This window comes from Catenulispora acidiphila DSM 44928 (genome assembly GCF_000024025.1).
Lineage (GTDB): Bacteria > Actinomycetota > Actinomycetes > Streptomycetales > Catenulisporaceae > Catenulispora > Catenulispora acidiphila.
On the sequence record NC_013131.1, the window covers coordinates 4720446 to 4745074 of the forward strand.

The following is a 24629-nucleotide window of genomic DNA, read 5'->3' on the forward strand; positions in this document are numbered from 1 at the left end:
TGCTGGTTTTGGGCGGCGTGACCGTTGGCCGGGTCGTTGACCGTCCGGCGTCTTCTGTGGCGGCTGGCGAAAAATTTCGAAGTTCTGTCAGAATATTGCGCTGCGGTGTCGCATCTCGGTACTCTCACCGGCGTGACACGCCAGGTTCGGCGCACGTTCAGGCACGCCACCCACCGGGTGCGCACGGGGTTGCCAGCGACGTTGGTGACGACGGCTGCCGCGCTCGTGTTCGCGACGCTGGGGTCCTTCGTCGCCGCACTGGCGCACTCCGAGCCGCCGGTGGTGGTGCGCGGTGCACCGGTCGCCGACCGGGTGGTGCGGTATCTGGGGACGTACGGGCCCGACGGCGTGGGGGAGCAGGACGCGGCGGTTGGCGCTGCTGCGCGGCGGTTCTTGGGGGACGTGCCGGGGGCGGTCTACCGGATCGACGCTTCGCCGACGCTCACGGTGAGCGGCGGTGGTACGGAGCCGTTCAGTGACGCGGCAGTGGCGATTGCGAGCTCTGATGTAGCCGCGCACGCAACGCTGACTGCCGGGCGTTGGCCGGTGGCTGCTGCTACCGGTGCCAATGCCAGTCTTAATTCCAGCCTTCCGGCTAGAGGTACGAACACGCCGAATTTCCCTTCAGTACCCGTGGAAATCGGCCTCCCGGACTCACTGGTAGGCGCCGAGAATCTCCACCCCGGATCTGCGCTCACTCTCGCCGCAGGCCGACCCGCCACCGTCGTCGGCGTCTATCACCCCGATGGCACCGCGTTCTGGCAGGCGCTTCCGCCTCCCGCGCTGGCGCAGATCACGGCCAACCCTGCGCAGGCGCTGGTCGTCGCCCCTGCCGCGCTCGCTGGCGCCGACGGTCTCGGCCAGGCCGGCACTGCGACGTGGATCGTCGATCCCCAGCTAGACGGCGTGTCCGCGGATCGGCTCTCCGCTCTCATCGACCGTGCTGACGTCGCGATCGTGCACCAGGATGCTCCCGCGCTACCTGGTGCCGCGCCGATCAGCCCGGCGATCATCGTCTCCTCGGCGTTGCCGGAACAGCGGGCGGTCGCGCGGCGCACGACGGTCGCCGGGGAGGCTGAGCTTGCTGTTCCAGCTGGTGTCCTGATCCTGCTCGCTGGGACTGCGATGGTGCGTGCGGCGCGGACCGTGGCTTCGCGGCGGCGTGCGGATCTTGTGCTGGCGCGGGGACGTGGCGCTGGTTCGGCGAAGCTGCTGGTCGCTGCTGGTTTGGAGGGTCTTGGTCTCGGGGTGCTGCTCGTGGTCGCGGTTCCCTTTGCCGCGCCTGCTCTGGCGCGGCTGCTTGGCGTCGTTACAGACGTCAAAGCCCTTACTTTCCCTTCGACGGCACTGCTTGCAGCTCTCATTACGCTCGCCGCATCCGTTGCTCACGCTGCTCTCGCCGTCGCTGCCGCGTGGCCCGATGCGGTTGAGCGTGCGCCTGGTGCCGCCATTCGGCGTCGGAGTGCGCGCGTCGCACGGTTCCAACGTGCCGGGACTGACCTGGTTCTGGCCGGTCTCGCCGTCTGGGGTCTGATCCAGCTCCATCACTACCGCTCGCCGTTGGCTAGCCGAATCAGTGCTCAGACAGTGGCGGGCGGCAGTGCGGACTCGCTGGACCCGGTCCTGATCCTGGTTCCCGTCCTGGTCACCGGCGCCCTGGCGGTCTTGGCGCTACGGTTGTTCCCGCTGCTCGCTCGGCCGTTGGATCGGCACGCCGGGCGACGGCGCGGGTTGACCGGCGCGTTCGGCGTCTGGCAGGTCAGTCGGCGGACCAGTCGCCTGACCGGTGCGCTGTTGCTCATGGTGATGGCGATATCCGTTGGTGCTCTGGCTCTGACTGCCACGGCGATGCGGACGCGGAACGCCGGCGACCAGGCGGCGTTCGCGGTGGGGGCGGACGTGAGGGTCGATGGCTCTGCGCTGCCGCCCTTGGCGCGGCGTGCTGCGTATTCATCAGTGCCCGGAGTTACTGCTACGACGCCGCTGTGGTCCACCGCGGCGACCTCTGCCGACAGCTCCCACACCGCTGCGACGTTGATCGGGGTGGATCCGCACACCGCTGGGACCGTCTTGGCATTCGGTCCAGGTACTGCCGATCCGGCGGCACGCAGCGCGCTCGCTCACCTCGGCGGCACTCCGCTCAGCGGCATGACGTTGCCCGGACGCCCCGTCCGGCTGACCATGGCGACGAAGACCACCATCTCCGACGGTGCGCTGCCAGCCGGATCCGAGCTCGAACTCACGCTCGTGGACGGCTCCGGGTTGGCCCTGACCCGATCTGCTCCGCTGACTACGAACGACGCCGGATTCGATGTGTCTGGCGCGGGTCCGCTGACCTACCCGCTGCGTGTCACGGACATCAAGGCCCTGACTCCGATCTCGACGACTACGCACCTGGTCCACATCGACGTCCTCGCCATCACCGGTACCGACGCCGCTGGCGTGCCGACCGGTCCGGCTACTTCGCCTGACGGGAGCAGTTGGCTGGTGACGGCGGCGCAATCTGGCCTGCCTGGCAACAGCTCTGACACCGTCGCCTGCTCGGTCCCGGTGGCGCAGCCTGGTTCTGAACAGGGGTATGGCGGCGTGTTGTGCGAGACGAAGCCGTCGACGCAGGCCCTGTTCACGCTCGCGTTCCTGAGCCCGGGGATCGACGCCACCGGTCCGACGGCGCCGCAGCGGCGTGAGCCGTTTGTCGTGGACGCCGCTCTTCCGGTGCCGCTGGCCGACGGGATGGCTCGGGCGTTGCCTGCGGTCGTCGACCAGGATCTGCTCGACGAGACGGGGACGCATGTCGGCGACACGCTCACCGTCACCGCTGACAACGCACCTGATAGCAGCAGCCTGATTCCGGGCGGGTCCGACACTCCGCCGCAGCTCAGCCTGCATATCACTGGGGTCGTCGTCGCCGTGCCGGGGCAGCGCGCGGGTCCGGCGGCGATTCTGGACCTGGCGACGCTCGCCGATCAGCTTCCGGGTCTCGGGCTCGATCCGCCGACCGATGCGACGTGGCTGCTCAAGACGGCGCCGGGCGGTGACGCAGAGGTCGAACATGCCTTCGCCGCGCGTCCCGATCTCGGTACGCCGGTGTTGCGCAGTACGGCGGCGGCTGCTGTGCGCGGTGACGTCTTTCGGTCCGGCTCATCAGGGCTCTTCACTGCGTGCGTGTTTCTCGCTCCTTTGTTCGCGCTGCTGGGGTTCGCGATGGACACGGTCATCTCGATCCGCGAACGCTCTCGTGGCTTCGCCGCGTTGCGGGCTTTCGGCGCGCGCCCTCGTGAACTGGCTTCGGCGCTGCTGATCGAGCAGGGGGTCGTCGCCGTGTTGGCGCTGCTAGCGGGCACGGTCATCGGCGCGGGGGTCGCGGCGATTACCGAACCGTTGCTGGCGACGTCCTCCGACGGCTCGGCGGCCCAGCCGGCCATGACGGTCCTGATTCCCTGGCTACGTGCCGGCGGTCTGGGCCTGGCGACGGTCGCCGCGGTCGTGGCGGTGCTGTCCGGCATCGCGCGCGCCGCCGCCGCGCTCGACCTGGCCAGGGTGCTGCGTGCGGGGGAGGACGTATGAGGGTTCGTGCGGCACTACGCGAGATGCGCCTCGACGCCGCCCTGCTCGGCTGCCTCGCCGCGATCATCGCCATCAGCACCCTGATGGTCAGCGCCGGCCCGGCGTTGGTCGCGCGCCTGGACGACCGCTCCCTGCGTCAGAACGTCACGACGGCGGCACAGCAGGGGCGCGGCGTCAGCGTGACGCTCAACACGATCGGCCTGGACACCAGCGCCCTGGGCACCGGCGCCAACACCTTCTCCGACTTCACCAACCAGCTCCTGAAGCCGCTCCCACCCTGGGCCCGCCCCATGCTCGGCACCCCATCAGTCGACATCGCCACCCCCTTCACCCCCGCCACCGCCCCCGGCATCACCACCCTCGGCGCCATCCCACCCCAACTCCGCATCGAGTACACCAACCCCATCCCCGGCGGCCTCCACTACACAGCCGGCACCCCACCACCCCCCGGCCCCCTCCCACCCGGCACCCCCATCCCCATAGCCATCTCCACCGCCACCAGCACCGCCCTCCACCTCACCCTCGGCGAAACAATCACCCTCGGCCAACCCGGTCCGGGATCCGCCGCCACCTCAGCAGCGAGCTCGGCGACCAGCCCCAACAACTCGGCGAGCGCCGCCACCCTCGCTGGTTCGACAGCGGCCTCAGGCTGGTCTGCCGCTCCTGCCAGCCCGACCCGCGCTACCTCCGCAAGCTCTGCTGTCGCCTCAGGCCGACTTGCCGCCCGGACCAGTTCGACTCGCTCAGCCAGCTTGGCTGCTTCGGTCAGTTCGGCTGCCGGCTTGGCGAGTGCCGCCGATTCGGGTGCCACTTCTGGTAGCTCGGAGGGTGTCTCAGCCGCCGCTCCATCACCGCGTGCCGGTGGCTCGGCTGTGTTCGCCACTGCCGCTGGTCCGGCTGCTGCGACCATTGGTGCTCGCGTTGTCGGCATTTTTGAGCCTGTTGATACCTCGGCGGCGGCGACTAGCAACTTTTGGTACACGCATCCGTGGTTGCGGGCGCCGGTGGCGGGGGTGGGGGCGGCGGTTGGGGGGTTTGCGCCGTTGGTTTTGCGGGGTGCTGTGTTGACGAGTGCGGCGGGGGTGGGGGCTGCCTTGCCTGTGGGTGCGGGTGCGGCGGCGACGACGTTTGTGTTTCCGCTTGCGGCGGGGGCGTTGAGTGCTGATGGTGCTGGGGCTTTGGCGGTGCAGTTGGGGCGTATGACTGATCCGGCTTTTGATGATCCGTGTGGGCCGGCGCCGCGGGGGCTGCCGGAGTTGTGTGGGCCGTTCATTGTGACGCGGGGCGGGTTGGTCATTGCTGCCGACATCAAGGCGACGTTGGATCAGTTTGTTGCGGCGCGGGCTGAGGTGTGGGTGGTGGACTCGTTCTCGCTCGCGAGTCTGGCGACCGTGGCGCTGATCACGCTGTTCAGTGCGGCGCGGTTGGCGGTTGGGCGGCGGGAGCGGGATCTTGCGCTGCATCGGGCGCGTGGGGCGACTGTCAGGGATCTGATGACGGTGCGCGCGGTGCATGGTGCGGTGGTGACCATTCCTGCGCTGGCCGTTGGGTGGGTGGTCGCGCGGATGGTGCTCCACGTGGGGCGGCATCCTGTGCAGAGCAAGGGTCCTAGCGCTGCGTGGCTGCTCGCGGCGATCGGTATCGCGGGTCTCGTGCTGCTGCCGGCGCTCACTTGGGCTCGGAGTCGTCCGCGGGCTGCCGTTGTCGACCGGGCTGTGGTGCGACGGCGCCGGTTGGCGGTTGAGGCGGGTCTTGCGGTGCTCGTCGTTGCGGCGGTGGCTTCGCTGCATAGCCGCGGGATTGACGGGCTGCGCTCGGTGGGCGTGGACCCGCAGATCAGCCTGGTGCCGGCGCTGCTTGGGGCGGTGGGTGCGGGGGTATTGCTGCGTGTGCATCCTGTGGTAATTGGTTCCTGCCTGCGGTGGGCACGACGGCGTCGGTCGGCTGTGCCGGTTCTGGCGTTCGCGCAGGCGCGGCGAAGTGTTGGGCTCGGAGCGGTTGGGCTGCTCGTGCTGGTCCTCACCCTTGCCGGGCTGGTGTTCGGTGGGCTGGTTACCAGGACAGTCACCGGTGCTCATGCTGATGTTGCGAAATCGGTCGGTGGTGACGCGGTCATCTCTGGCCGCGGTCTGACGCCGAGAGTGCGGAGCGACGTTGCCGGAGTGGCGGGGGTTCGGCAGGTTATAGCTGAACAGGCGCTGTGGGTGACGCCTGATGTTCCAGCCGGTGCTGCGCCGATCAGGACTATCGGCGTAGATGTCAAAGCCCTGATGCAGGCTGATCCCGGCTCGAAGCTGGGGAGGCTGCTGGCGGGTCCCGGGCAGCCGGCGTACGCCTCGGCCGCAGCGATTCAGCACCGTAGCGCCGCCATGATCCAGGCGGGGTCGACGACGTTTGACGTCAAAGCCGTCGACACGCTCAGCGCCGACGACCTCCGCGTGATCGGCACCGAGCTCGACGGGCTGGCGCCGGACGCCCCGTACCTCGTCGTCCCGCTGACCGTCGCCGCCAAGCTGACCGCCGACACCGATCCCGACACGCTGGTGATCGACGGTCCCGGCGTCGCCGCATCCGACCTGCGCGCCGCGCTCCCGGCGAACGTCGCCTACCAGATCCAAACCCGCAGCGACCTGGCAGGCAGCCTAGATGCCAGCACCCTGACAGACTCGCTCAACCTCGTCGCGAACTCCTGCGCCGCCCTCGCCTCGGCCTTCGCCCTGCTCGCGGTCGTGCTCGAGCTGCTCGCCGGTGCTCGGGCGCGCGGCGAGGCGGTGTCGTTCCTGCGGACGATGGGGCTGCGCAGCCGCGCCGCTACCGGGATGCTCATCGTGCAGCTGCTGCCGCCGGCGTGTCTGGCGGCGCTGGCGGGGGTGGGTCTCGGGGTGCTGATTCCGCCGGTGCTGGGGTCGGCGCTGCGGCTGCAGGCGGTCACCGGCGGTGCGGCGGAGCCGACGGTGCGGGTCGACTTCGCGACCGCCGCCGCGCTCGGCGCCGCGATGGTCGCGCTGGTGCTGCTCGCGGCGCTGATCGACAGCCGGTTGGCGCGGCGGCGCAAGCTCGGATCCGTGCTGCGCTTCGACTCCCGATAGTCCGACCGCTGGAAGGTGACCATGACCGCCTCGAACGACAGGCACGAGCTGCCCGAGCCGCACGACCTGCACGACCTCGAAGCGCAAGCCGCGCGCCCCCGCCGTCAGTACGGCCACGACGCGCACATCGTCTGCGACAACCTGGTCCGCATCTACCAGACCGAAGGCGTCGAGGTGCAGGCGCTTCAGGGCCTTGACCTGCTCGTCGACCGGGGCGATCTGGTCGCGGTCGTCGGCGCCTCGGGCAGTGGCAAGTCCACGCTGCTCAACATCCTGTCGGGCCTGGACACCCCCACCGCCGGCGGCGCCCGCGTAGCCGGCTGCGACCTGCTGGCGATGAAGGCCAAGGACCGCCTCCGCTACCGGCGCGAGGTCGTCGGCTTCGTCTGGCAGCAGACTGGCCGCAACCTGTTCTCCCACCTGGACGCCCTGGACAACGTCATGCTCCCGATGAGCTACGCCGGAACCCGCGGCGCCGCCGCCGAGCGCAAAGCCGGCGAGCTGCTGGACCTGCTCGGCGTCGGGCACGCCCGCGACCGCCGCCCCGCCGGGCTGTCCGGCGGCGAGCAGCAGCGCGTGGCGATCGCCGTGGCGCTGGCCAACACGCCTGACGTGCTCTTCGCCGACGAGCCGACCGGAGAGCTGGACAGCGCGACCGCGCACCAGGTCTTCGAGGCGCTGCGGACGGCGAACCGCGAACTCGGCGTGACCGTGGTCGTGGTGACGCACGACGCCGACGTCGCCGGACAAGTGCGGCGCACCGTGGCGATCCGCGACGGCAAGACCAGCTCGGAGACCGTGCGAGCGGTGGCAGTGGACGAAGACGGCGCCGAACGCCACGTCGCCGAGGAGTACGTGATGCTCGACCGAGCCGGACGGATGCAGCTGCCCCGGGAGTACGTCGAGCGCCTGCAGATGCGGGACCGCGTACGGGTGGCGCTGGACGAGGACCACGTCAGCGTCTGGCCGGCGGCAGATGCCGGAAACGATGGTGACGCCGGGGATGAACGCGAAGCGAGAGAGCCGGTCCCGGCTGAGTGAATCAGTGTTCAGCGATACCGGAACGCGGTTGCGCGACTACACTTATCGCGTGGAGCGACCGCGGCGCATCCGGCATCTGTGGGCAAGATGGCTGGTCGCGTTCATCTTCTGGGCGATCGCCCCTCCGCTCCTGATGTGGATCGTGATGCGGCACGACTACCGCGGCCGGAATCACCATTCGCTCGGCTACAACGTGGCTGGCGACCTCATCGCAGCAGCGGTCATAGCCACCTTCCTCACCGTGATCGCCCCGCGGTGGGATCGCGCCGCGTCGCGTCGGCGTCCCTCGGCGACCAAACCGAACAGACCCGCCGATCCTCCCGCCGTTCCGCCGGGCAGAAAGCACAGCGAGTGAACGGAACGGACACATCACCTGTTTGAGGGTTCTGACTCAGCGAGCCTGACGTGTGTTTGCCTTCCCCGGTCCTGGAGATACGTGGTTCCTACCGACGATCGAGAGGATTTGCCAGATGCAGGCCACCCTCGAATACGTGATAGGCAGCCGGGTCCGGTGTGCCGGGGACGAGTGCGGCGAGGTGGAGTTCGTGGTCGTCGACCCGGTGGCGGACAAGCTCACCCACCTTGTGGTGCGGCCGGACGACGGCGGGCAGGCCCGTCTGGTGCCGGTGCACATCGCCGTCCCCGGTCCGGAGGGCGTCGATCTGAACTGCACGCGTGCCCGGTTCGAGGAGTTCGAACCGGCGCTGCAGACCTATTTCATGCCCGACATCGAGCGCGTCGGGCCCGCCCGCGAGGAGCGGGTGCTGGCTTGGCCGCTGTACGGGCTGGTGATGACCCCGACCGCGCTGACCGGTTTCGTGCCGGGCGTGGATCCGCAGCTGGCTGCCACGACCGTGGAGCACATCCCGGCCGGCGAGGTCAGCGTGCGCCGCGGTGAGCGCGTGCACGCCGACGGCGGCGGCGAGGTCGGGCGCGTGCAGGGTCTGGTGGTCGCGCCGCCGGACAGCGAGGTGACCCATGTGCTGCTGGACGAGGGGCACCTGTGGGGACGCAAGCGGGTCGCCATCCCGATTCAGGACGTGCTCGGGATCGACGCCGCCGGCGTGTCTGTCGGGCTGACCAAGGAGCAGATCAAGGAGCTGCCGCCGGTGGACGTCGACGGTCTGGCGGCGGAGTCGGGTGAGGATGAGGGCGACGGCGAGGGTCAGCAGGCGCCTGCGCAAGGCGGCTGAGCCCGGCGGCTCAGCCAACCGCGTCAGGACCGGGGCGGCATGACCGCGCCGGCCCTGGGTAGGCGGAACCGGAGCAGGACTGATCGTCCGGCTGAACAGGCCCTGAAACGTAAACGGCGGAACCATCATGCAGAAGCTTTCGCTCGAAGCGCTCTCCCGGCAGCACCTGGAGCGCGCCGCGTCGTCCTCGAACGGCCGCAGTTCTCAGACGGTGTACGGCGGCCACGAACGCGTCCTGCGCCAGACCCTCATCGCCCTGAGCGCCGGCAGCACGCTGGCCGAGCACGAGAACCCCGGTGAGTCGACGATCCTGGTGCTGCGCGGCCGGATCCGGCTGGTCTCCGACGACGCCTCGTGGGAGGGCATGACCGGTGACCTGCTCATCGTGCCCGATGCCCGGCACAGCCTGGAGGCGGTGGAGGACGCGACTTTCGTGCTCACCGTGGCCAAGGCGCTGTAGCCCGATTGGATCAAGGAAACGCGGCGCAGAAGCGGAAATCGGCTGCTCGCGCGCCGCTGTTTGGGTGCTGAGGCCCAGGGCACACGGACCCGAACCTCGGAGATCACTTCAAGGTCAAGACGTCAGCCCTAGCGAAGGAGGCGACCATGCCTCGCGGACAGTGGAGTGCCAAGCGCGAGCGGCAGTACGAGCACGTGAAGGAGAGCGTCGAGGATCGCGGCGTACCGGAGTCGAAGGCCGAGGAGATCGCCGCCCGGACCGTGAACAAGGAGCGGGCGCGCCACGGCGAGGCGAAGACCTCCAGCAAGCTGTCGAAGGAGGACATCTCCTCCGGTCGGCGCGGCGGACTGCGCTCGCACAAGGGTTCCGGTGGCCGGACCTACGACCAGCTGTATCAGGAGGCTCGGAGCCGGGGCGTCAAGGGCCGGTCCAAGATGAACAAGGCCGAGTTGGAGAAGGCGCTCGGCGGCCGGTGAGAGCTCGAAAGGCTTGAAGGGCTCGAAAGGTTCGAAGGGCTCGAACAGCGTCACCCGACCGGCGGCACGCTCCGCGTCGTCTCGGAGAACTCCTCCGCGATGGCCGCCAGCCGCCGCCGGTCCGCCTTGGCCTCGGCCTCGCGCCGGTGGGTGGCCTCGGCGAACGCCGAGCGCTCACGCTGGAGCAGATCGGGCAGCTGCGGGTGGACGTTCCCCTGGTGTCCGGCCCGGTCCAGCTGGTCGACCCAGGTCGCCTCCACGATGTTCTCGGCCTCGCGTACCGCCGCGCGTCCCCGCAGCTTGCGGACCGTGCGCTCACCTGCGGCCTTCGCTCTCGCCGCGCGATACCGGCGCCACGCTTCCCAGCCGTACATCTGCTGCCACCTCCCTGACGCCCCACACGTCGCCGGCATGCCGTTCACTCCGCGTGCCCGCGATCCTCCGAGGTAAACGCTCTGTGACCGGCGCGCGCGGCGGTGCGGGTCGCTGCCGCGCGGCGGTACCGATGTCTGCCACGCGGCGGTACCGGTGTTTGCCCCGCGGATCATCGGGCAACCGGTCGAAATGACCGGATTGAACCTGGCGCGCAAGCTCATCGAGGCACACCTGGTCGACGGCGAGATGTCGCCCGGCTCGGAGATCGCGGTGCGCGTGGACCAGACACTGACCCAGGACGCCACCGGGACGCTGGTGATGCTGGAGCTGGAAGCCCTCGGGCTGAGCCGGGTCCGCACCGAGGTCTCGGTCCAATACGTCGATCACAACCTGCTGCAGGCCGACGAGCGGAACATGGCCGACCACCTGTTCCTGCGCTCGGCGGCGCAACGCTTCGGCCTGTGGTTCTCCCCGCCGGGCGGCGGCGTGTCGCATCCGGTGCACATGCAGCGCTTCGGCGTCCCCGGCAAGTCGCTGATCGGCTCGGACTCCCACACCTGCGCCGCCGGCTCGCTCGGCATGCTGGCGATCGGCGTCGGCGGGCTGGAGGTCGCGCTGGCGATGGCGGGGGAGCCGCTGTACCTGACCATGCCGCGGATCTGGGGCGTGCGCCTGACCGGCGAGCTGCCGGACTGGGTCAGCGCCAAGGACGTGGTGCTGGAGATGCTGCGCCGGCACGGTGTGAAGGGCGGCGTGCACCGCGTCATCGAGTACCACGGGCCCGGCGTGGCGACGCTGTCGGCGATGGACCGGCACGTCATCGCCAACATGGGCGCCGAACTCGGCGCGACGGCGACGGTCTTCCCCTCCGACGACCGAGTGCGGGAGTTCCTGCGCGCCGAGGGACGCGAGGACGACTTCGTCGAACTCGCCGCCGACCCCGACGCCGAGTACGACCTCACCGACGAGATCGATCTCAGCACCCTGGAACCGCTGATCGCCAAGCCCAGTTCGCCCGGCTCGGTCGTGCCGGTGGCCGACGTCGCCGGGACCGAGGTGCACCAGGTGGTCGTCGGCTCCTCGGCGAACCCCGGGCTGCGGGACTTCGCGGTGGTCGCCGCGATCCTGCACGGCCGCCACGCCGACGCGCAGGTGTCCCTCGACGTCAACCCGACCTCGCGGGAGATCCTCGCCGACCTGACGAAGTCCGGCGCGACGCTGGACCTCATCCGCGCCGGCGCGCGCCTGCACCAGACCGGCTGCCTGGGCTGCATCGGCATGGGTCAGGCTCCTGCGAAGGGCCGCAACAGCCTGCGTACCTTCCCGCGCAACTTCCCCGGCCGCTCCGGGACGGACGATGACCAGGTGTGGCTGTGCTCGCCGGAGACGGCTGCCGCGGCGGCGCTGACCGGACGCATCACCGATCCGCGCACGCTGGGGTTCGCCTACCCGGCCGTGGAGCTGCCGGAGTCCTCCTCGGTGGACGTCGTGGTGCTGGAACACCCGCTGCCGCCGGGACTGGCGAAGGAGGTCGAGCTGGTCAAGGCCGAGAGCATCGGGAGCCTGCCGGAGCTGGACCCGCTGCCGGACCGGCTGGACATCCCGGTCGTGCTGAAGACCGGCGACAACGTCTCGACCGACGAGATCCTGCAAGCCGGAGCGGCGGCGCTGCCGTTCCGCAGCGACATCGTCAAGCTCGCAGAGTTCTCATTCACTCGGCTGGATCCCACGTATCCGGAGCGTGCGCGGGAAGCCGGCGACCATGTGGTGATCGGCGGCGAGAACTACGGCCAGGGCTCCTCCCGCGAGCACGCCGCGCTGGCGCCGCGATCGCTGGGGCTGCGTGCCGTGATCGCCAAGTCCTTCGCCCGGATCCACGCCTCGAACCTGGTGAACTTCGGGGTGCTGCCGCTGGAGTTCGCCGATCCGGCGGACTATGACGGCGTCGAGCCCGGAGACGAACTCCAGCTCGAGGACTTGAGCCGGCATCTGGCCGACGGCGAGTTCACTGTCAGCAACCTGACGAAGAACACGACGTTCGGCGTCCGTCACCGGCTCTCGCCGCGGCAGATCGCGACGATTCTGGCCGGCGGACGGATTGCCGAGCATCTCGGTGGTAAGCACGGAAACTGATACAGGCCGGTGGAAGAGTGAATATCGGCTGCTACCGGCTGCTGCGATGAACGGACGCGGACGCGCTACCAGCCGATGACGCGTCTGTCGTCCTGGGCTTCGCGAAAGCGCATCCGCGTGGCGCACAGCCAGTCATCCAGCTGCTCCGCGAGCAGATCGCGCGACTCAGAGTACGTATCCAGTGCGACGGCGCAGGCGTGCTCGGCGTTGGCGAACCGGCGCGCGGTCTCCTCGATCGCGGGTGGGTCGCCCGACAGCTCGGCGGCGCGGAGCCGGTCGGCGAGCTGCTCGCGGACACGCGTGCAGATGTCGACCGCGACGTGCGCCTCGTACTCGGCCAGCAGGAGCTGCCCGATCCAGGCGTCGCTGACCGCCTGCTCCGCGCTGCGTACCGCGGCACGCTGATCGGTGCCGTGGCGGTCGTGGTGGGCGTGGTTGATCCCCATGTGTTGTCACCTCCCTGTGGCATCTTCGGGTGCTGGCGGCAGGTTGGTCCGCCGTGAAGACGCCAAGACTTCCGACTTGACCATTCTGCTCGGATCGAAACGGGGGAGTACGCGGTTTTCTTGTGTTTCGGGACAGTGAAGCGCCGCGCCGGACGTGCCCTGCGTCGCAGGATACGTCCGGCGCGGTGAAGGAGATCCTAGAGGCGAATCCCTGAATGTTGAGGTTATTGGCGGCGGGGGTGGGCTCAGTCGCTCGGCGCCGTGGCGTTTCGCTCCGTGGCGTTTCGTTCCATGGCGTTTCGCTCCACGCTGCTTCGCTCCACGGCGTGCGTCGCGTGTCGCCGGCTGTAGCCGAAGTAGACGACCAGCCCGATCGCCATCCACGCCCCGAACCGGATCCAGGTGTTCACCGGCAGGTTGAGCATCAGCCACAGGCAGGACAGGATCGCCGCGATCGGCACGTACGGCACGGCCGGCGTCCGGAAGGCACGCGGCAGGTCCGGGCGGGTGCGTCGCAGGATGATGACACCGAGGGAGACCAGGATGAAGGCGGCCAGCGTGCCGATGTTCACCAGCTCGGCCAGCGCCTTGAGCGGGATGACGGCGGCGAAGCAGGCGACGACCAGACCCAGCAGGATCGTGGACCGGTAGGGCGTCTTGAACTTCGGGTGGACGCGGGAGAAGGACTGCGGGAGCAGGCCGTCGCGGCTCATGGCGAAGAACACTCGGGACTGGCCCATGAGCAGCAGCAAGGTGACCGAGGTCAGACCCGCGACCGCGCCGGCGCTGATGAAGCCGCTGAGCCAGTGCGCGCCGGTGGCGTTGAAGGCGTCTGCCAGCGGCGCCTTCTCCGACAGCAGGCTGTACTTCTGCATACCGGTGACGACCAGCGTGACGCTGACGTACAGCACCGTGCACACCGCGAGCGAGGCCAGGATGCCGCGCGGCAGGTCCCGCTGCGGCTTCTTGACCTCCTCGGCGGCGGTGGCCACGACGTCGAAGCCGATGAAGGCGAAGAATACGACCGCGGCCGCGGTGAAGATGCCCATCACGCCGAACGCGCCGGGGGCGAAGCCCAGGTGCTGGATGAGCGGCTGCGCGCCGCCGGTCTCGGTGCTCGCCGCCTTGCTCGTCGGCGGAATGAAGGGGTGGTAGTTCGAACCCTTGATGAAGAACAGCCCGGCGACGATGACCAGCAGCACCACGGCCACCTTCACCGCGACGATCACGGTGGTGAACCGCGCCGACTGCTTGACGCCGACCACCAGCAGCGCCGTCACGGCCAGCACCAACAGCGCGGCCGGGAGGTTGAGCCCCCAGTGGTTGTCCGTGCCGCCGCCGATGGAGGTCGGGAAGTGGATCCCGATGTCACTGAGCAGCGTCTGGATGTATCCGGACCAACCCACTGCGACCACGGCAGCACCCAGAGCGAGCTCCAGGATCAGGTCCCAGCCGATCAGCCAGGCGGGGAACTCGCCAAGCGAGGCGTAGGAGAAGGTGTACGCCGAGCCGGCGACGGGCACCGTCGAGGCGAACTCGGCGTAGCACAGCGCCGCCAGAGCGCACACGATGCCCGCGGCGACGAATGACAGCGCGACAGCGGGTCCCGCGTACTGCTTGGCAGCGGTCCCGGTCAGCACGAAGATCCCGGTGCCGATGATGACACCGATGCCGTAGACGGTCAGATCCAGCGCGGACAGCTCACGTTTGAGGCTGCGCTCGGAGTCGTTCGTCTCTTGGATGGTGTCTTCTATGCTTTTTGTCCGTAATAGGCCTTTCGCCGCGTTCTGTGTGTTCATGGAGCCCGGCTACCCCGAAATCGCGAGCACTATCGTCGGTGATCTGAGTTTTGGACGGGGGATCAACATCCCGTATGGGAACAAATAGTCGAGCGCTCGACCGTCTGCGGGTTACGCCTCGGTACGGTACTGTCAGGGGCCGTAGATTGCTGCGCGCCGAGCGCGCCGGTACGGGCGTCAGCGTGCCGATTTCGCTTCACCTCACCCAAGCTCTGGTTCCGCCGTAGACGATTGAGAAGACGGATGAATGCTGAGATAGCGCTGTGGTGCACGGCCGTCGCCCTCGTCGTCGCGATAGCGGCAGCGGTCTATTGGGCCCGCGGCGCCGCTCGGCTGCGGACGAGGATCGCCGGATTGGAAGAGGCCTGCGAGGCTCGGGATGCCGCGGTGGCACAGCTGGTTTCCGCGACGCTTCCCTCGGCATCGGACGTCCTGAGTGATTCCCCCGCAGCCAGTTCGGCTGTCGCCGTGGCTCCGGTCCTGGACCGCACCGCCTTCGCCGGGGATATCGGAGTCCTGACACAGCGGTACACCACCGGCATTCGCGACATGCAGCGCGACGTCGCCGAAGCAGTGCGCAAGCGCGTCGAAGACGAGGCGCATCAGACCACTGAGTCCGCTGTGCGCTCCTTCGCCGAGACCGTGGTGAGCCTCGGAGCGAACCTGAGCAAGGTCGTCGCCGAGGCGATGCGGCAGCACCGGGGCGACGCGACCTTCGAAACCCTGACGCTCATCGACCACACCGTCCAGCAAATGATCCGACAGGCCCAGTCGTACGTTGTGGTCTGTGGCGGCCTGCCCGGCCGGCGCTGGCCGGCCCAACCGATGACTGACGTGGTACGCGGCGCGATGGGACGGATCCAGGACTACCAGCGGATCCGTCCGCGCGAACTGCCTCGTCAGGTGGTCGGGCAGGCCGTCGAACCCGCCGTGCACGCGGTCGCCACGCTGCTGGACAACGCCGCGCGCTACTCCCCGCCCGGATCCTTCGTGGACGTCACGTTCCAAGAGGGCCACCACGGCGTCACGATCATCGTCGACGACGCGGGCGTGGGCATGAACAGCGAGCAGCTGGACGCCGCACGCCGCATCCTGTCCGGCCAGGAGCCGGTCGACCTGCACCGCCTCGGCCCGCACCCGAAGATCGGCTTCCCGACGGTCGCCGCGCTGAGCCGGCGCTACGGATTCCAGGCGTCCATCGACGGATCCGGCAGCCCGTTCGGCGGGACGCGCGCGGCGCTGTTCATCCCCGAATCCCTGCTTGCCGCAGAAGTTCCGATCGACCAGGGCGAGGCGCCCGAGGCGGCGCCGGCCGAGGTCATGGAGACGACCGACACCGGGCTGCCGCGCCGCAAGCGGCACATCGCCACCGTCGACACCCAGCCGCTCCCGCCGGTGCTGAGCGCTTCGCCCCCGCGCGCCAGCATCGCCGCGGCTTGGCAAAGCGGAGCCCACAGCACCGGGACCGGCGGCGACACCCGCACCGGAAGTGGCTCCGGCAGCGAATCTGGCAGCACCACCGGCACTGGTACCCCCACCCCCACCGGCGCCGGCACGGACCGCGACACCGGTACCGGCCGCCAGGACTCGCCCTCCGACCCCGCAGAAGGGACTCGATAGTCCGTGAGCACCACCGCCCCACCCGCTGACGGGAACAACAAGCTGACCTGGATGCTCGACAGCCTGGACATCGAAGGGGTGCGCTACTCGGTCCTCATCTCCGGAGACGGGCTGCGCATGGCGCATTCGGACTCGATCACCCGCGACGAGGCCGACGCCTTCGCCGCCGCCGTCAGCGGGGTCCAGTCCCTGGGCAAGGCGCTGGCCGTGATGTGCGGGGACGAGGACAACCGGCTGCGGCAGAACCTCATCGAGTACGACCAGGCGCTGGTCCTGGTCACCGCCGCCGGCCAGAACGCGATGCTGGGGGTGTGCGCCGAGCCCACGGCCGACGCCGGGCTGATCGTCCACCGGATGAACGATCTGGCCTCGCGCCTGGGCAACGAGCTCACCAGCGAGACCCGCCGGCCATGACCCGGCCGCGGCGCGACCCGGATCTGGTGCGCGCGTACGTCATGACCGGCGGCGCCGTGCGCCCCAGCCGGGAGATGGGGCTGGTGACCCTGCTGGTCGCGCAGGACGTCGCGGTCCAGGGCCTGGCTCCCGAGCAGCGCCGCGTGCTGGGCATGTGCAGCCGGCACGGCGCGCTGTCCGTCGCCGAGATCGCCGCCCACCTGGACCTGCCGCCGTCGGTCGTCACGATCCTCGCGGCCGCCCTCATGGACTCCGGGCACCTTGCCGTCCCCACTCCGATCGCCGACGTCCCCGAGGTCGACGTGCTGAAAGAGGTCCTCCGTGGGCTCCGTCAACTCATCTGAGGTCGCCTACCTGCCCGGGACCGTCACCAGGTCCGTGAAGCTGCTCATCGCCGGGCACTTCGGGGCGGGCAAGACCACTTTCGTGGGCAGCGTCTCGGAAATCCGGCCTCTGCGGACCGAGGAGCCGATCACCGAGGCCAGCCTCGGCGTCGACGACCTGGCCGGACTGCCGAAGAAGACCTCGACGACGGTCGCCATGGACTTCGGCCGCCGGACCTTCGGCGACGTCGCGCTGTACCTGTTCGGCACGCCGGGACAGCAGCGCTTCCTGCCGCTGTGGGACGAGCTCGCCCGCGGCGCCGCCGGCGCGCTGGTGCTCGTCGACACCCGGCGGCTGGACCACGCCGACGAGATCCTCAGCGCCGTGGAGAAGCGCGGCCTGCCCTACACGGTCGCCGTCAACCAGTTCGACGGCGCGCGCCGCTACCCGCCCGAGCAGATCCGCGAGGCGCTGGACCTCGCCCCGACCACGCCCCTGACCGTCTGCGACGCGCGCGACCAGGCCTCCTCCGCCAAGGCGCTGATCGTGCTCGTCGAACACCTCACCAGCCGACCGGAGACGTTCGCGTGACCACTTCGACAGCACCCGAGGGCAGCTCCGCGGGCTCGCCCTTCCCGATGTACACGCCCGAGTTCGCCGCCGATCCGCACGGCGCGTACGCCGAGATGCGCCGCGCGCACGGATCGCTGGTCCCGGTCCTGCTCGACCCGGAGGTCCCGGCCACCCTGGTGATCGGCTACCGTACGGCCATCAGGATCCTGCACGACCAGGAGCGCTTCCCGGCCGATTCGCGCCGCTGGGAGCAGGGCGTCTCCGCCTCCTGCCCGGTCCGCCCGATGATGGAGTGGCGCCCCAACGCGCTGCGCAGCGCGGGGATCGAGCATGCCAGGTACCGCAGCTCGAACGTGTACGCCCTGAACGGCGTCGATCTGCACGGTCTGCGCACAGTGGTCCAGGACGTGGCCGCCGGGTTGATCAATGACCTGAGTCAGTCCGGCAAGGCGGATCTGATCACGCAGTACGCCTTCCCGCTCGCCTTCCAGGTTCTCAACACCCTGCTGGGCTGTCCGCCGGAGATCGGCGAGCGGGTGGCGATCGGGATGGCGAAGATCTTCGAGGGCATCGACGCCGAGGCTGGCAACGCGCAGCTCGCCGCCGCGCTGGCCGAGCTGGTCATGATGAAGAAGGAGCACCCGGCCGACGACGTCACCACGCGGCTGCTGCAGCACGAGTCCGCGCTGGAAGTCCCGGAGATGGTGCACCAGCTCGCCTGCATCTACGGCGCGGGCATCGAGCCGCAGCAGAACCTGATCGCCAACGCCCTGCTGCTGATCCTCACCGACGAGCGGTTCTCAGGGGACGTGCTTGACGGAAACCTGACCGTCCGCGACGCTCTGGACGAAGTGCTGTATCAAGACCCGCCGATGGCGAACTACGCCCTGTCTTTCCCGCCGTATCCGGTGCAGATCGACGGGGTGTGGCTGCCCGCGGACCAGCCGGTCGTGATCAGCATGTCCGCGTGCAACAACGACCCCGCCATCGCCTCCGACCACCGCACCGGCAACCGCGCCCACCTCGCGTGGAGCGCCGGCCCGCACGCCTGCCCGGCCCAGTCCGCCGCCTACCTGATCGCCCAGGCCGCCATCGACCAGATCCTCGACGCCCTGCCCGAGATGGAGCTCGCCGTGCCCAAGGAGGACCTCGTCTGGCGGCCCGGACCGTTCGCGCGGGCGTTGGCGTCGCTGCCGGTCGTCGTCCCGGGCTCGCCGTCGAATCCGCTGCGTTGAACGCAGAGCCCTTACTCCTGCGTTGAACGTGGTGCCAGCCCTCGTTCTTCTTGACCGCCATGGAAGGCCCTCAGCATGGATCAGCATGTCCTGACCCTCGACCCGACCGGTACGAACCGCCACACCGAGGACGCCTATCTCCGGGCCCACGGTCCGGCCACGCGCGTGGACCTGCTGGGCCAGGAGGTGTGGGCGATCGCCGATCCCGCCGTGCTCAAGATGCTCCTGGTCGACTCGCGGGTGTCGAAGGACGCCGCGCGGCACTGGCCGAAGTTCCCTGACGAGATCGTCGGTAAATGGCCGCTGACGCTGTGGGTCGGGGTGAACAACATGTTCACCGCCTACGGCGCCGACCACCGCAGGCTCCGTCGCCTGGTCGCCCCGGCCTTCGCCGCCCGCCGCATGGCGGCGCTGGCACCTCGGATCGAGGAGATGACCCAGGCGCTGCTCGACAACCTGGCGGCGACGCCGGCGGGGGAGAGCGCGGACCTGCGCGAGCAGTTCGCCGTTCCGCTGCCGATCCAGGTCATCAGCTCCCTGATGGGGCTGCCGCTCGAGGCGCAGCAAGCCTTCCGGGGTCTGGTGGACGCCGTCTTCGACACGAAGCTGTCTTCGGAGGAGGCCACGGAGAACGCCGTGAAGCTGTACGGCGTCCTGGCCGCCCTGGTCGCCGAGAAGCGCGAGAACCCCGGCGACGACATGACCTCCCTGCTCATCGCCACGCGCGACGACCAGGACGAGGAAGGCGACGGCTCGGCGCTGACCGAGCAGGAGCTGCTCGACACGCTGCTGCTGGTCGTCTCGGCCGGATATGAGACCACTGTCAATCTCATCGACCAGGGCATCACCACGCTGCTGGCGCACCCCGCCGAGCGCGCCAAGGTCGATGCGGGCACCGCGCGGTGGCGCGACGTCGTGGAGGAGACGCTTCGCTTCGAAGCGCCGGTGGCGCACCTGCCGCTGCGCTACGCGGTGGAGGACATCGAGCTGCCCGGCGGCGTGACGATCCGTCAGGGTGAGGCGATCCTCGCCTCCTACGCCGCGATCGGCCGCCACCCGGACCTGCACGGCGAGAGCGCGGACGTCTTCGACGTCACCCGCGCCGGCCAGGACCACCTCGCCTTCGGGTACGGCGTGCACTTCTGCCTCGGCTCGCAGCTGGCTCGGATGGAGGCGGAGATCGCGCTGAGCATGTTGTTCAGCCGGTTCCCGGACCTCGCGCTCGCGCCGGGTACGGAGTTGAAGCCGCTGGGGTCGTTGATCTCCAACGGACATGACGCGGTGCCGATCGTGCTGGAGCCGGCGGCACAGTAGGCGGCTGCCCGCTCAGTCCAGTTCTCCTTCCGACAGCCGCCGCACCGACCAAGCTGCGACCAGCGTTGCGGCGGCTAGAGGAAGCCACAGTACGGCTGCGCCGTGCGCGGCCAGGAAGGTGATGACCATCGGGGCGATGGCCAGTCCCAGGCCGTTGGACAGCTGGAAGCGGCTCAGCGCACGGCCCAGGACCGGCGCCGGGGTGATCGCCATCAGCAGTGGGCCGACGGTTCCGGCGTACATGATCTCGCCGACGGTGCAGAGCACTGATACGGCGCCGACGGCGGGTGCGGCGAGTCCGTGGCCGAGCGATGACGCGAGCAGGAAGCCGATGTAGGACACTGATACCATCCCTCCGGCTGCTGCCAATGCGACGCTGCGCGGCCAGCGTGCCAGCCAGACGGTCACCGGGACCTGGAGCGCGACCACGAGCGCGGTGTTGGTGACGAAGATCCCGGCGGCCCAGGCGGGCGAGGCGTGCAGCATCTTCACCACGATCAGCGGCAGCGCGATCTCGGGGATGATGAGGCAGAACGCGTAGATGACGTTCGCGGGCAGCAGGACGCGCATGCCCGGAGCGGTTGCGGCGTGGACGCCGGATTCCTTTGCGGACGTTGGCTGCGCGCGAATGCGGACCGACCAGGCGAGCAGCGCCGACACCATATAGCTGGCGCCGGTCGCTGCGGCCAACCACCGCATCGCCGCCGGACCACCGGCGAGGCATGCAGTGGCAGCCAAGGCGCCCAAGCCCATGCCGGCGTTGCGCAGCGACCGGGCGGCAGCCACCGCGGCGTCGCGTTCGCGGCCTGTCGCGATAGTGGCGATGAGGGCGGAGTGCGCGGTGGGCATGGTTTGGTTGCCGATGCCGAGGAACAGGGCGGCTGTGGTGAAGACCGCGACGTTCCCTGCTGGCGCTGTGAGCAGCACGATCGTGCCCAGGACCCGGATCAGCATCGAGGCGGCGACAACCGTGCTGCGCGCGCCGTGATCGAGCCACCGGCCGGCCAGCGGAGCGACACAGAGTCCTGCGATGATGCCGACGGTCATGGCGGCGCCCGAGACTGGTGCGGACAGGCGCAGGACATTGATTCCGTAGAGGAGCAGGAAGGGGCGGAGCATGCCGCTGCCGAAGGAGTCGACGAGGAGCGCGACCGCGTAGCGGGGACCGCCGGAGGCGCGAAGCAGCGCGCGTGCGCTTACGCGGGGTCGGGGGGAGGCGGCAGGTTCCGGGTTCAGGCTGGTCTTTTGCGGTGCTCGTGCGGGCGCGCTGATGGTCATGGGTCAACCGTGCGGTTTGCGCGCTGTGCGGTCACGTCAGTTGACGAAAGCCGTCAACCGACGTGCCGATCAGTACCGCTGCCAGTGACAATGGCTGTGTGACCTTACGCATCGACATCACCGGCATGCCGCCCGAGCGGCTGCGGTTCGCCGTCTCTCCGCTCGCCGAGCTGACCGCGATGCTGCACGCGCTGGCCGGCACCGCGCACCACCCGCGCTTCGCGGCGTGGGCAGCCGGAGTGCGCGGGACCTTGCGGCCTGAGCTGGCCGAGCGTCTGCAGGAGGCCGAGTTCCTGTGGCGCTCCTCGCGTGCGGACTTCCTGCTGCCGGCACGGCCGAAGGCGAGCCTGAAGGAGGAGTTGGACGACGTCGACGCGATCGGCGATGAGGCGTATGTCCTCTCGGCGCTGGTCACCACCTGCGGCAGCAACCGCGTCCACTTCGGCGACGCCTCGCCGCTGACCGACGCGACCGCGCGCGAGCGTGCGCTGGACCTGGCTCAGGCGCGCGGCGCGGTCCAGGAGGCCTTCGCCGAGCGGCTGCTGTCCGACCCCGGCGCGGTGCGGCGCAGGGTACGCGAGACGCTGGAGCAGTGCGCCGAGGCCTTCTTCGACGCCGCCTGGCCCGACGTGGCCGCGCGCCTCGCGGCAGACGCACAGGTGAAGACGGATCTGCGCGAGCGCGACGGAATCGGGGCAGCGCTTGCGGCGGTCTCGGCCGCAGTGACCTTCACCTCCCGCAAGGACGGCGACCAGAGCATCGTCGTGGACAAGCTCCAAGACAACGCCACCAGCGGACAAACCGCCGGCGTGACCCTCATCCCCAGCGCCTTCGGCAGCCCACACCTCGTCGCCGTCCACGCCCCCGGCTGGCGCCCCGTGATGCAGTACCCAATCGCCGAACCCGGCGCCCCAGACCACGCAGTATCGATGGACGCCATCGAGCGCCGACTTCAGGCACTGTCGCACCCGGTGCGACTGCGGTTGCTCAGGACACTCGCCAGAAGCCCGCACACCACTGGCGAATTGGCCGACGCCTGGCAGCTGACCGCGCCCGAGGTCTCCCGCCACCTCGCAGTGATGCGCAAGGCCGGACTGTTGGTGACCGAGCGACGAGGCCGGTACGTCTACTACTCCCTCGACACCTCCGCCCTCACCGCGCTCGGCACGGATCTGCTGTCGGCGGTGCTGCGCTAGTGCTGTGACCGGGATGGTTCGCCGGGTTATCCGTTGGCTGCGTCTCGGCTGGTCTTGTAGGTTTCCGGGCCATGAGTGACGTTGGCGTGACAGAGATCCGGCTCGCTGATGCGGCTGACGCGGCGGTGATCGCACACATCCACATGGCTTCGCGGGCGGCGTCGATGCAGTACCTTCCCCCGCAGAAGCGCAGTCACGAGCAGGTCACCTTGTGGATCAAGGACGTCCTGCTCAAGACCTGTCGCACGTGGGTCGCGGTGCGTGATGCGGAGATCCTCGGCTATGCCGCCCTTGAGGGCGACGTGCTCGAACACCTCTATCTGCGGCCGGACGTCCGCCGCCAAGGCATCGGCACGCTGCTGCTCGACGAGGTCAGGCGACACAGCCCTGACCGCCTGACCCTGCACGTCTTCGAGCAGAACACTGATGCCCGCGCGTTCTACGAAGGTCACGGCTTCACCGTCCTGGACACCAGCGACGGCCGCCGGAACATGGAGAATCTGCCCGACATGACCCTTTGCTGGACACCGAATAGTGTGCAGCGGCGCCGTTCACGCTCGTGAGGAGAGTGGTGCCGCCCGAGGTTCGAAGCGTGATAGTTCGGCGAGCGCGGCGTCCAGCGCGGTGAGCGCCAGGCTAGCCGGTGAGCTGGGTTGCGCCTCGATTCTTCGATATGGCGCGCCTGGTTTGCTGCCGAGTGCGCGGCGGATCGCGCCGACGTTTGCCGCTACGGCGCGGCGCAGTGGTTCCCATGCCGGTTCGGTGTCGGTCTCGGCGTCTATGCTCGCGAATATGCTGGCGAGCGTTCTGACTGGCTCGACGCATGTGTGCATCGCATCGATGGTGTCGGCTCGCAGTGCGGCGCCGGTGAGCATTCGGTGTGCACGCAGTGGTTTGGCGATCTGCTCCAGCTGAGTCACTGCGTGCTGGAAGTGGGCTTGGCGGCGTCGGATCTCGGTGTGGTCGCCGCGGGGCGAGCTGAGGAAGGCGCTGAGGGCTGCGAGGGCTTCGGCCGTGCGTCGCTTCAGGACGTCCCCGGTGCGGACCGGCAGTACGTACCAGGATGCTGCGATGCCGAGCGCCGCGCCGAGCAGGATGGCCTCGAGTCGCGTTTCGAGCAGTGACGGCGCGTTCTGTCCGAAGTAGCCGTACAGCAATGACAGGACTGCGGTCACGCTCCCTGCCCAATACACGTAGCTGATCTCGCGCAGCCAGCTCGCCACGCCAAGGACCGCGAAGATGATGACGACCGACCAGCGGTCGCCGGGTGGGAAGGCGCCGGCGATGGTGGTCGCGACGACGGTTCCGACCGAGGCGCCCGCCGCGCGCAGCACGCCCTTGTGCAGCACGTCACCCCGGCCGCGTGCGCCGCTGCAGACGATGAACGCGGTGAGAACGGCCCACGGCCAGTGGTCGTGGAAAGCCATGTGGCCGACGGCGAAGGCGCTGCCCAGTGCCACAGCCATCTGGCATGCCATGCGGGTGCTCGCCGGGACGCGTTTGGCGCTGGATGGCGTGATGAGGGAAGGCGGTGCCGGTGGGCGGGGGCGCTGCTCGTGGAATCCCATTGCTGCGGCGCCGACTTGGTACACCGCGACCCAGAATGCTGCGACGAGTGCGATGAGCGCGCACCACAGGTCGTAGCTCGCTGCGTGTGAGGTCACGCCCTGGCCTTGCGTGACCAGCAGTGTGATGAACGGGACGACGACGACCGTCCCGGCTTTGGTGGCACGCGGTCCGAAGCGCCGGATCCAGATCGTGGCAGCCATCGCGGCGGTGAAGGCGGCGTCGCCGAACAGCGGGAAGCGGTGGAGCAGGGAACTGACTTCCGATGCGCTCGCCGCCGACGCGACCAGGACCGCCGTGCCGATCAGCCGGTCGCCGGGATGGGCGCCGCGCTGGACGCGTCCCAGGATCATCGTCATCGCCACGGCGGCGATGACGATGTCGAGGTGCAGGTGTGCGCGGTGCTCGATCCAGACCGCCGAGCCGAACGCCGACAGGACGGCGGCCATGGCGATGGCTGCGGCGCGTAACGCGGCTGGTGGCAATGTAGTACGCAAGATTTACTACCTGAGAGAGACGGATGCCATGTC

The 24629-nt window shown here is 69.4% G+C and carries 21 protein-coding genes; 16 read left to right on the plus strand and 5 right to left on the minus strand.

Annotated features, from left to right (window positions below; all coding sequences use genetic code 11):
• Positions 1-24: 24 nt before the first annotated feature.
• The 7 genes from CACI_RS20615 to CACI_RS20655 all read left to right on the plus strand — a co-directional run bounded on the left by CACI_RS20615 (position 25) and on the right by CACI_RS20655 (position 9826).
• Positions 25-3567: an FtsX-like permease family protein gene (locus CACI_RS20615; protein ID WP_143765335.1), complete on the plus strand. Its 3543-nt coding sequence runs from the start codon at positions 25-27 to the stop codon at positions 3565-3567.
• On the plus strand, positions 3564-6656 hold the full coding sequence (locus CACI_RS50070; protein WP_015792763.1) for an FtsX-like permease family protein: 3093 nt from the start codon (positions 3564-3566) through the stop codon (positions 6654-6656). The genes CACI_RS20615 and CACI_RS50070 overlap by 4 nt, the downstream gene beginning before the upstream one ends.
• A 21-nt stretch (positions 6657-6677) precedes the next feature.
• Entirely contained in the window at positions 6678-7697 is a 1020-nt protein-coding gene (locus tag CACI_RS20635) for an ABC transporter ATP-binding protein (protein ID WP_015792764.1), read from the plus strand.
• A gap of 4 nt (positions 7698-7701) precedes the next feature.
• The gene (locus CACI_RS20640; protein WP_015792765.1) at positions 7702-8052 is read left to right on the plus strand and encodes a hypothetical protein; all 351 of its coding nucleotides are present in this window, start codon (positions 7702-7704) and stop codon (positions 8050-8052) included.
• 115 nt (positions 8053-8167) lie between these two features.
• Positions 8168-8890: a hypothetical protein gene (locus CACI_RS20645; RefSeq protein ID WP_015792766.1), complete on the plus strand. Its 723-nt coding sequence runs from the start codon at positions 8168-8170 to the stop codon at positions 8888-8890.
• Between the two features lie 127 nt (positions 8891-9017).
• Positions 9018-9350 carry a cupin domain-containing protein gene (locus CACI_RS20650; RefSeq protein ID WP_015792767.1) on the plus strand — a complete coding sequence of 111 codons (333 nt, stop codon included), beginning with the start codon at positions 9018-9020 and terminating at the stop codon, positions 9348-9350.
• A gap of 146 nt (positions 9351-9496) precedes the next feature.
• On the plus strand, positions 9497-9826 hold the full coding sequence (locus tag CACI_RS20655; protein WP_015792768.1) for a hypothetical protein: 330 nt from the start codon (positions 9497-9499) through the stop codon (positions 9824-9826).
• A 50-nt stretch (positions 9827-9876) separates the two neighbouring features.
• Here the strand turns inward: CACI_RS20655 and CACI_RS20660 are convergent, their stop codons facing one another.
• The gene (locus CACI_RS20660; protein WP_015792769.1) at positions 9877-10200 is read right to left on the minus strand and encodes a hypothetical protein; all 324 of its coding nucleotides are present in this window, start codon (positions 10198-10200) and stop codon (positions 9877-9879) included.
• 190 nt (positions 10201-10390) lie between these two features.
• Here CACI_RS20660 and CACI_RS20665 point away from each other — a divergent pair, with 190 nt between their 5' ends.
• Positions 10391-12334: an aconitate hydratase gene (locus CACI_RS20665; protein ID WP_015792770.1), complete on the plus strand. Its 1944-nt coding sequence runs from the start codon at positions 10391-10393 to the stop codon at positions 12332-12334.
• A 65-nt stretch (positions 12335-12399) separates the two neighbouring features.
• Here the strand turns inward: CACI_RS20665 and CACI_RS20670 are convergent, their stop codons facing one another.
• Together CACI_RS20670 and CACI_RS20675 are read right to left on the minus strand one after the other, a co-directional pair.
• A complete protein-coding gene (locus CACI_RS20670) occupies positions 12400-12780 on the minus strand; it encodes a hypothetical protein (protein ID WP_015792771.1) in 381 nt (126 codons plus the stop codon).
• A gap of 245 nt (positions 12781-13025) precedes the next feature.
• Positions 13026-14579: an amino acid permease gene (locus CACI_RS20675; RefSeq protein ID WP_015792772.1), complete on the minus strand. Its 1554-nt coding sequence runs from the start codon at positions 14577-14579 to the stop codon at positions 13026-13028.
• A gap of 243 nt (positions 14580-14822) precedes the next feature.
• On the opposite strand from CACI_RS20675, the gene CACI_RS20680 reads away from it, so the two are divergent.
• The 6 genes from CACI_RS20680 (at position 14823) to CACI_RS20705 (ending at position 20059) form a co-directional block, all read left to right on the plus strand.
• Positions 14823-16199 carry an ATP-binding protein gene (locus tag CACI_RS20680; protein WP_015792773.1) on the plus strand — a complete coding sequence of 459 codons (1377 nt, stop codon included), beginning with the start codon at positions 14823-14825 and terminating at the stop codon, positions 16197-16199.
• Between the two features lie 3 nt (positions 16200-16202).
• Positions 16203-16613, plus strand: a complete 411-nt coding sequence (locus CACI_RS20685; RefSeq protein ID WP_015792774.1) for a roadblock/LC7 domain-containing protein — start codon at positions 16203-16205, stop codon at positions 16611-16613.
• Positions 16610-16957, plus strand: coding sequence for a DUF742 domain-containing protein (locus CACI_RS20690; protein WP_015792775.1), 348 nt, complete (start codon positions 16610-16612; stop codon positions 16955-16957). Before CACI_RS20685 ends, CACI_RS20690 begins: the two co-directional genes overlap by 4 nt.
• On the plus strand, positions 16935-17528 hold the full coding sequence (locus CACI_RS20695) for a GTP-binding protein (protein WP_015792776.1): 594 nt from the start codon (positions 16935-16937) through the stop codon (positions 17526-17528). Before CACI_RS20690 ends, CACI_RS20695 begins: the two co-directional genes overlap by 23 nt.
• Positions 17525-18745 carry a cytochrome P450 family protein gene (locus CACI_RS20700; protein WP_015792777.1) on the plus strand — a complete coding sequence of 407 codons (1221 nt, stop codon included), beginning with the start codon at positions 17525-17527 and terminating at the stop codon, positions 18743-18745. The genes CACI_RS20695 and CACI_RS20700 overlap by 4 nt, the downstream gene beginning before the upstream one ends.
• Positions 18746-18820: 75 nt before the next feature.
• On the plus strand, positions 18821-20059 hold the full coding sequence (locus tag CACI_RS20705; protein ID WP_015792778.1) for a cytochrome P450 family protein: 1239 nt from the start codon (positions 18821-18823) through the stop codon (positions 20057-20059).
• A 12-nt stretch (positions 20060-20071) separates the two neighbouring features.
• Here the strand turns inward: CACI_RS20705 and CACI_RS20710 are convergent, their stop codons facing one another.
• The gene (locus tag CACI_RS20710; protein ID WP_015792779.1) at positions 20072-21337 is read right to left on the minus strand and encodes an MFS transporter; all 1266 of its coding nucleotides are present in this window, start codon (positions 21335-21337) and stop codon (positions 20072-20074) included.
• A gap of 98 nt (positions 21338-21435) precedes the next feature.
• Here CACI_RS20710 and CACI_RS20715 point away from each other — a divergent pair, with 98 nt between their 5' ends.
• On the plus strand, positions 21436-22533 hold the full coding sequence (locus tag CACI_RS20715) for a DUF5937 family protein (RefSeq protein WP_015792780.1): 1098 nt from the start codon (positions 21436-21438) through the stop codon (positions 22531-22533).
• Between the two features lie 71 nt (positions 22534-22604).
• Positions 22605-23096 carry a GNAT family N-acetyltransferase gene (locus CACI_RS20720; protein ID WP_015792781.1) on the plus strand — a complete coding sequence of 164 codons (492 nt, stop codon included), beginning with the start codon at positions 22605-22607 and terminating at the stop codon, positions 23094-23096.
• Here the strand turns inward: CACI_RS20720 and CACI_RS20725 are convergent.
• Entirely contained in the window at positions 23085-24596 is a 1512-nt protein-coding gene (locus tag CACI_RS20725) for an FUSC family protein (protein ID WP_143765336.1), read from the minus strand. The genes CACI_RS20720 and CACI_RS20725 overlap by 12 nt on opposite strands.
• Positions 24597-24629 lie beyond the last annotated feature (33 nt).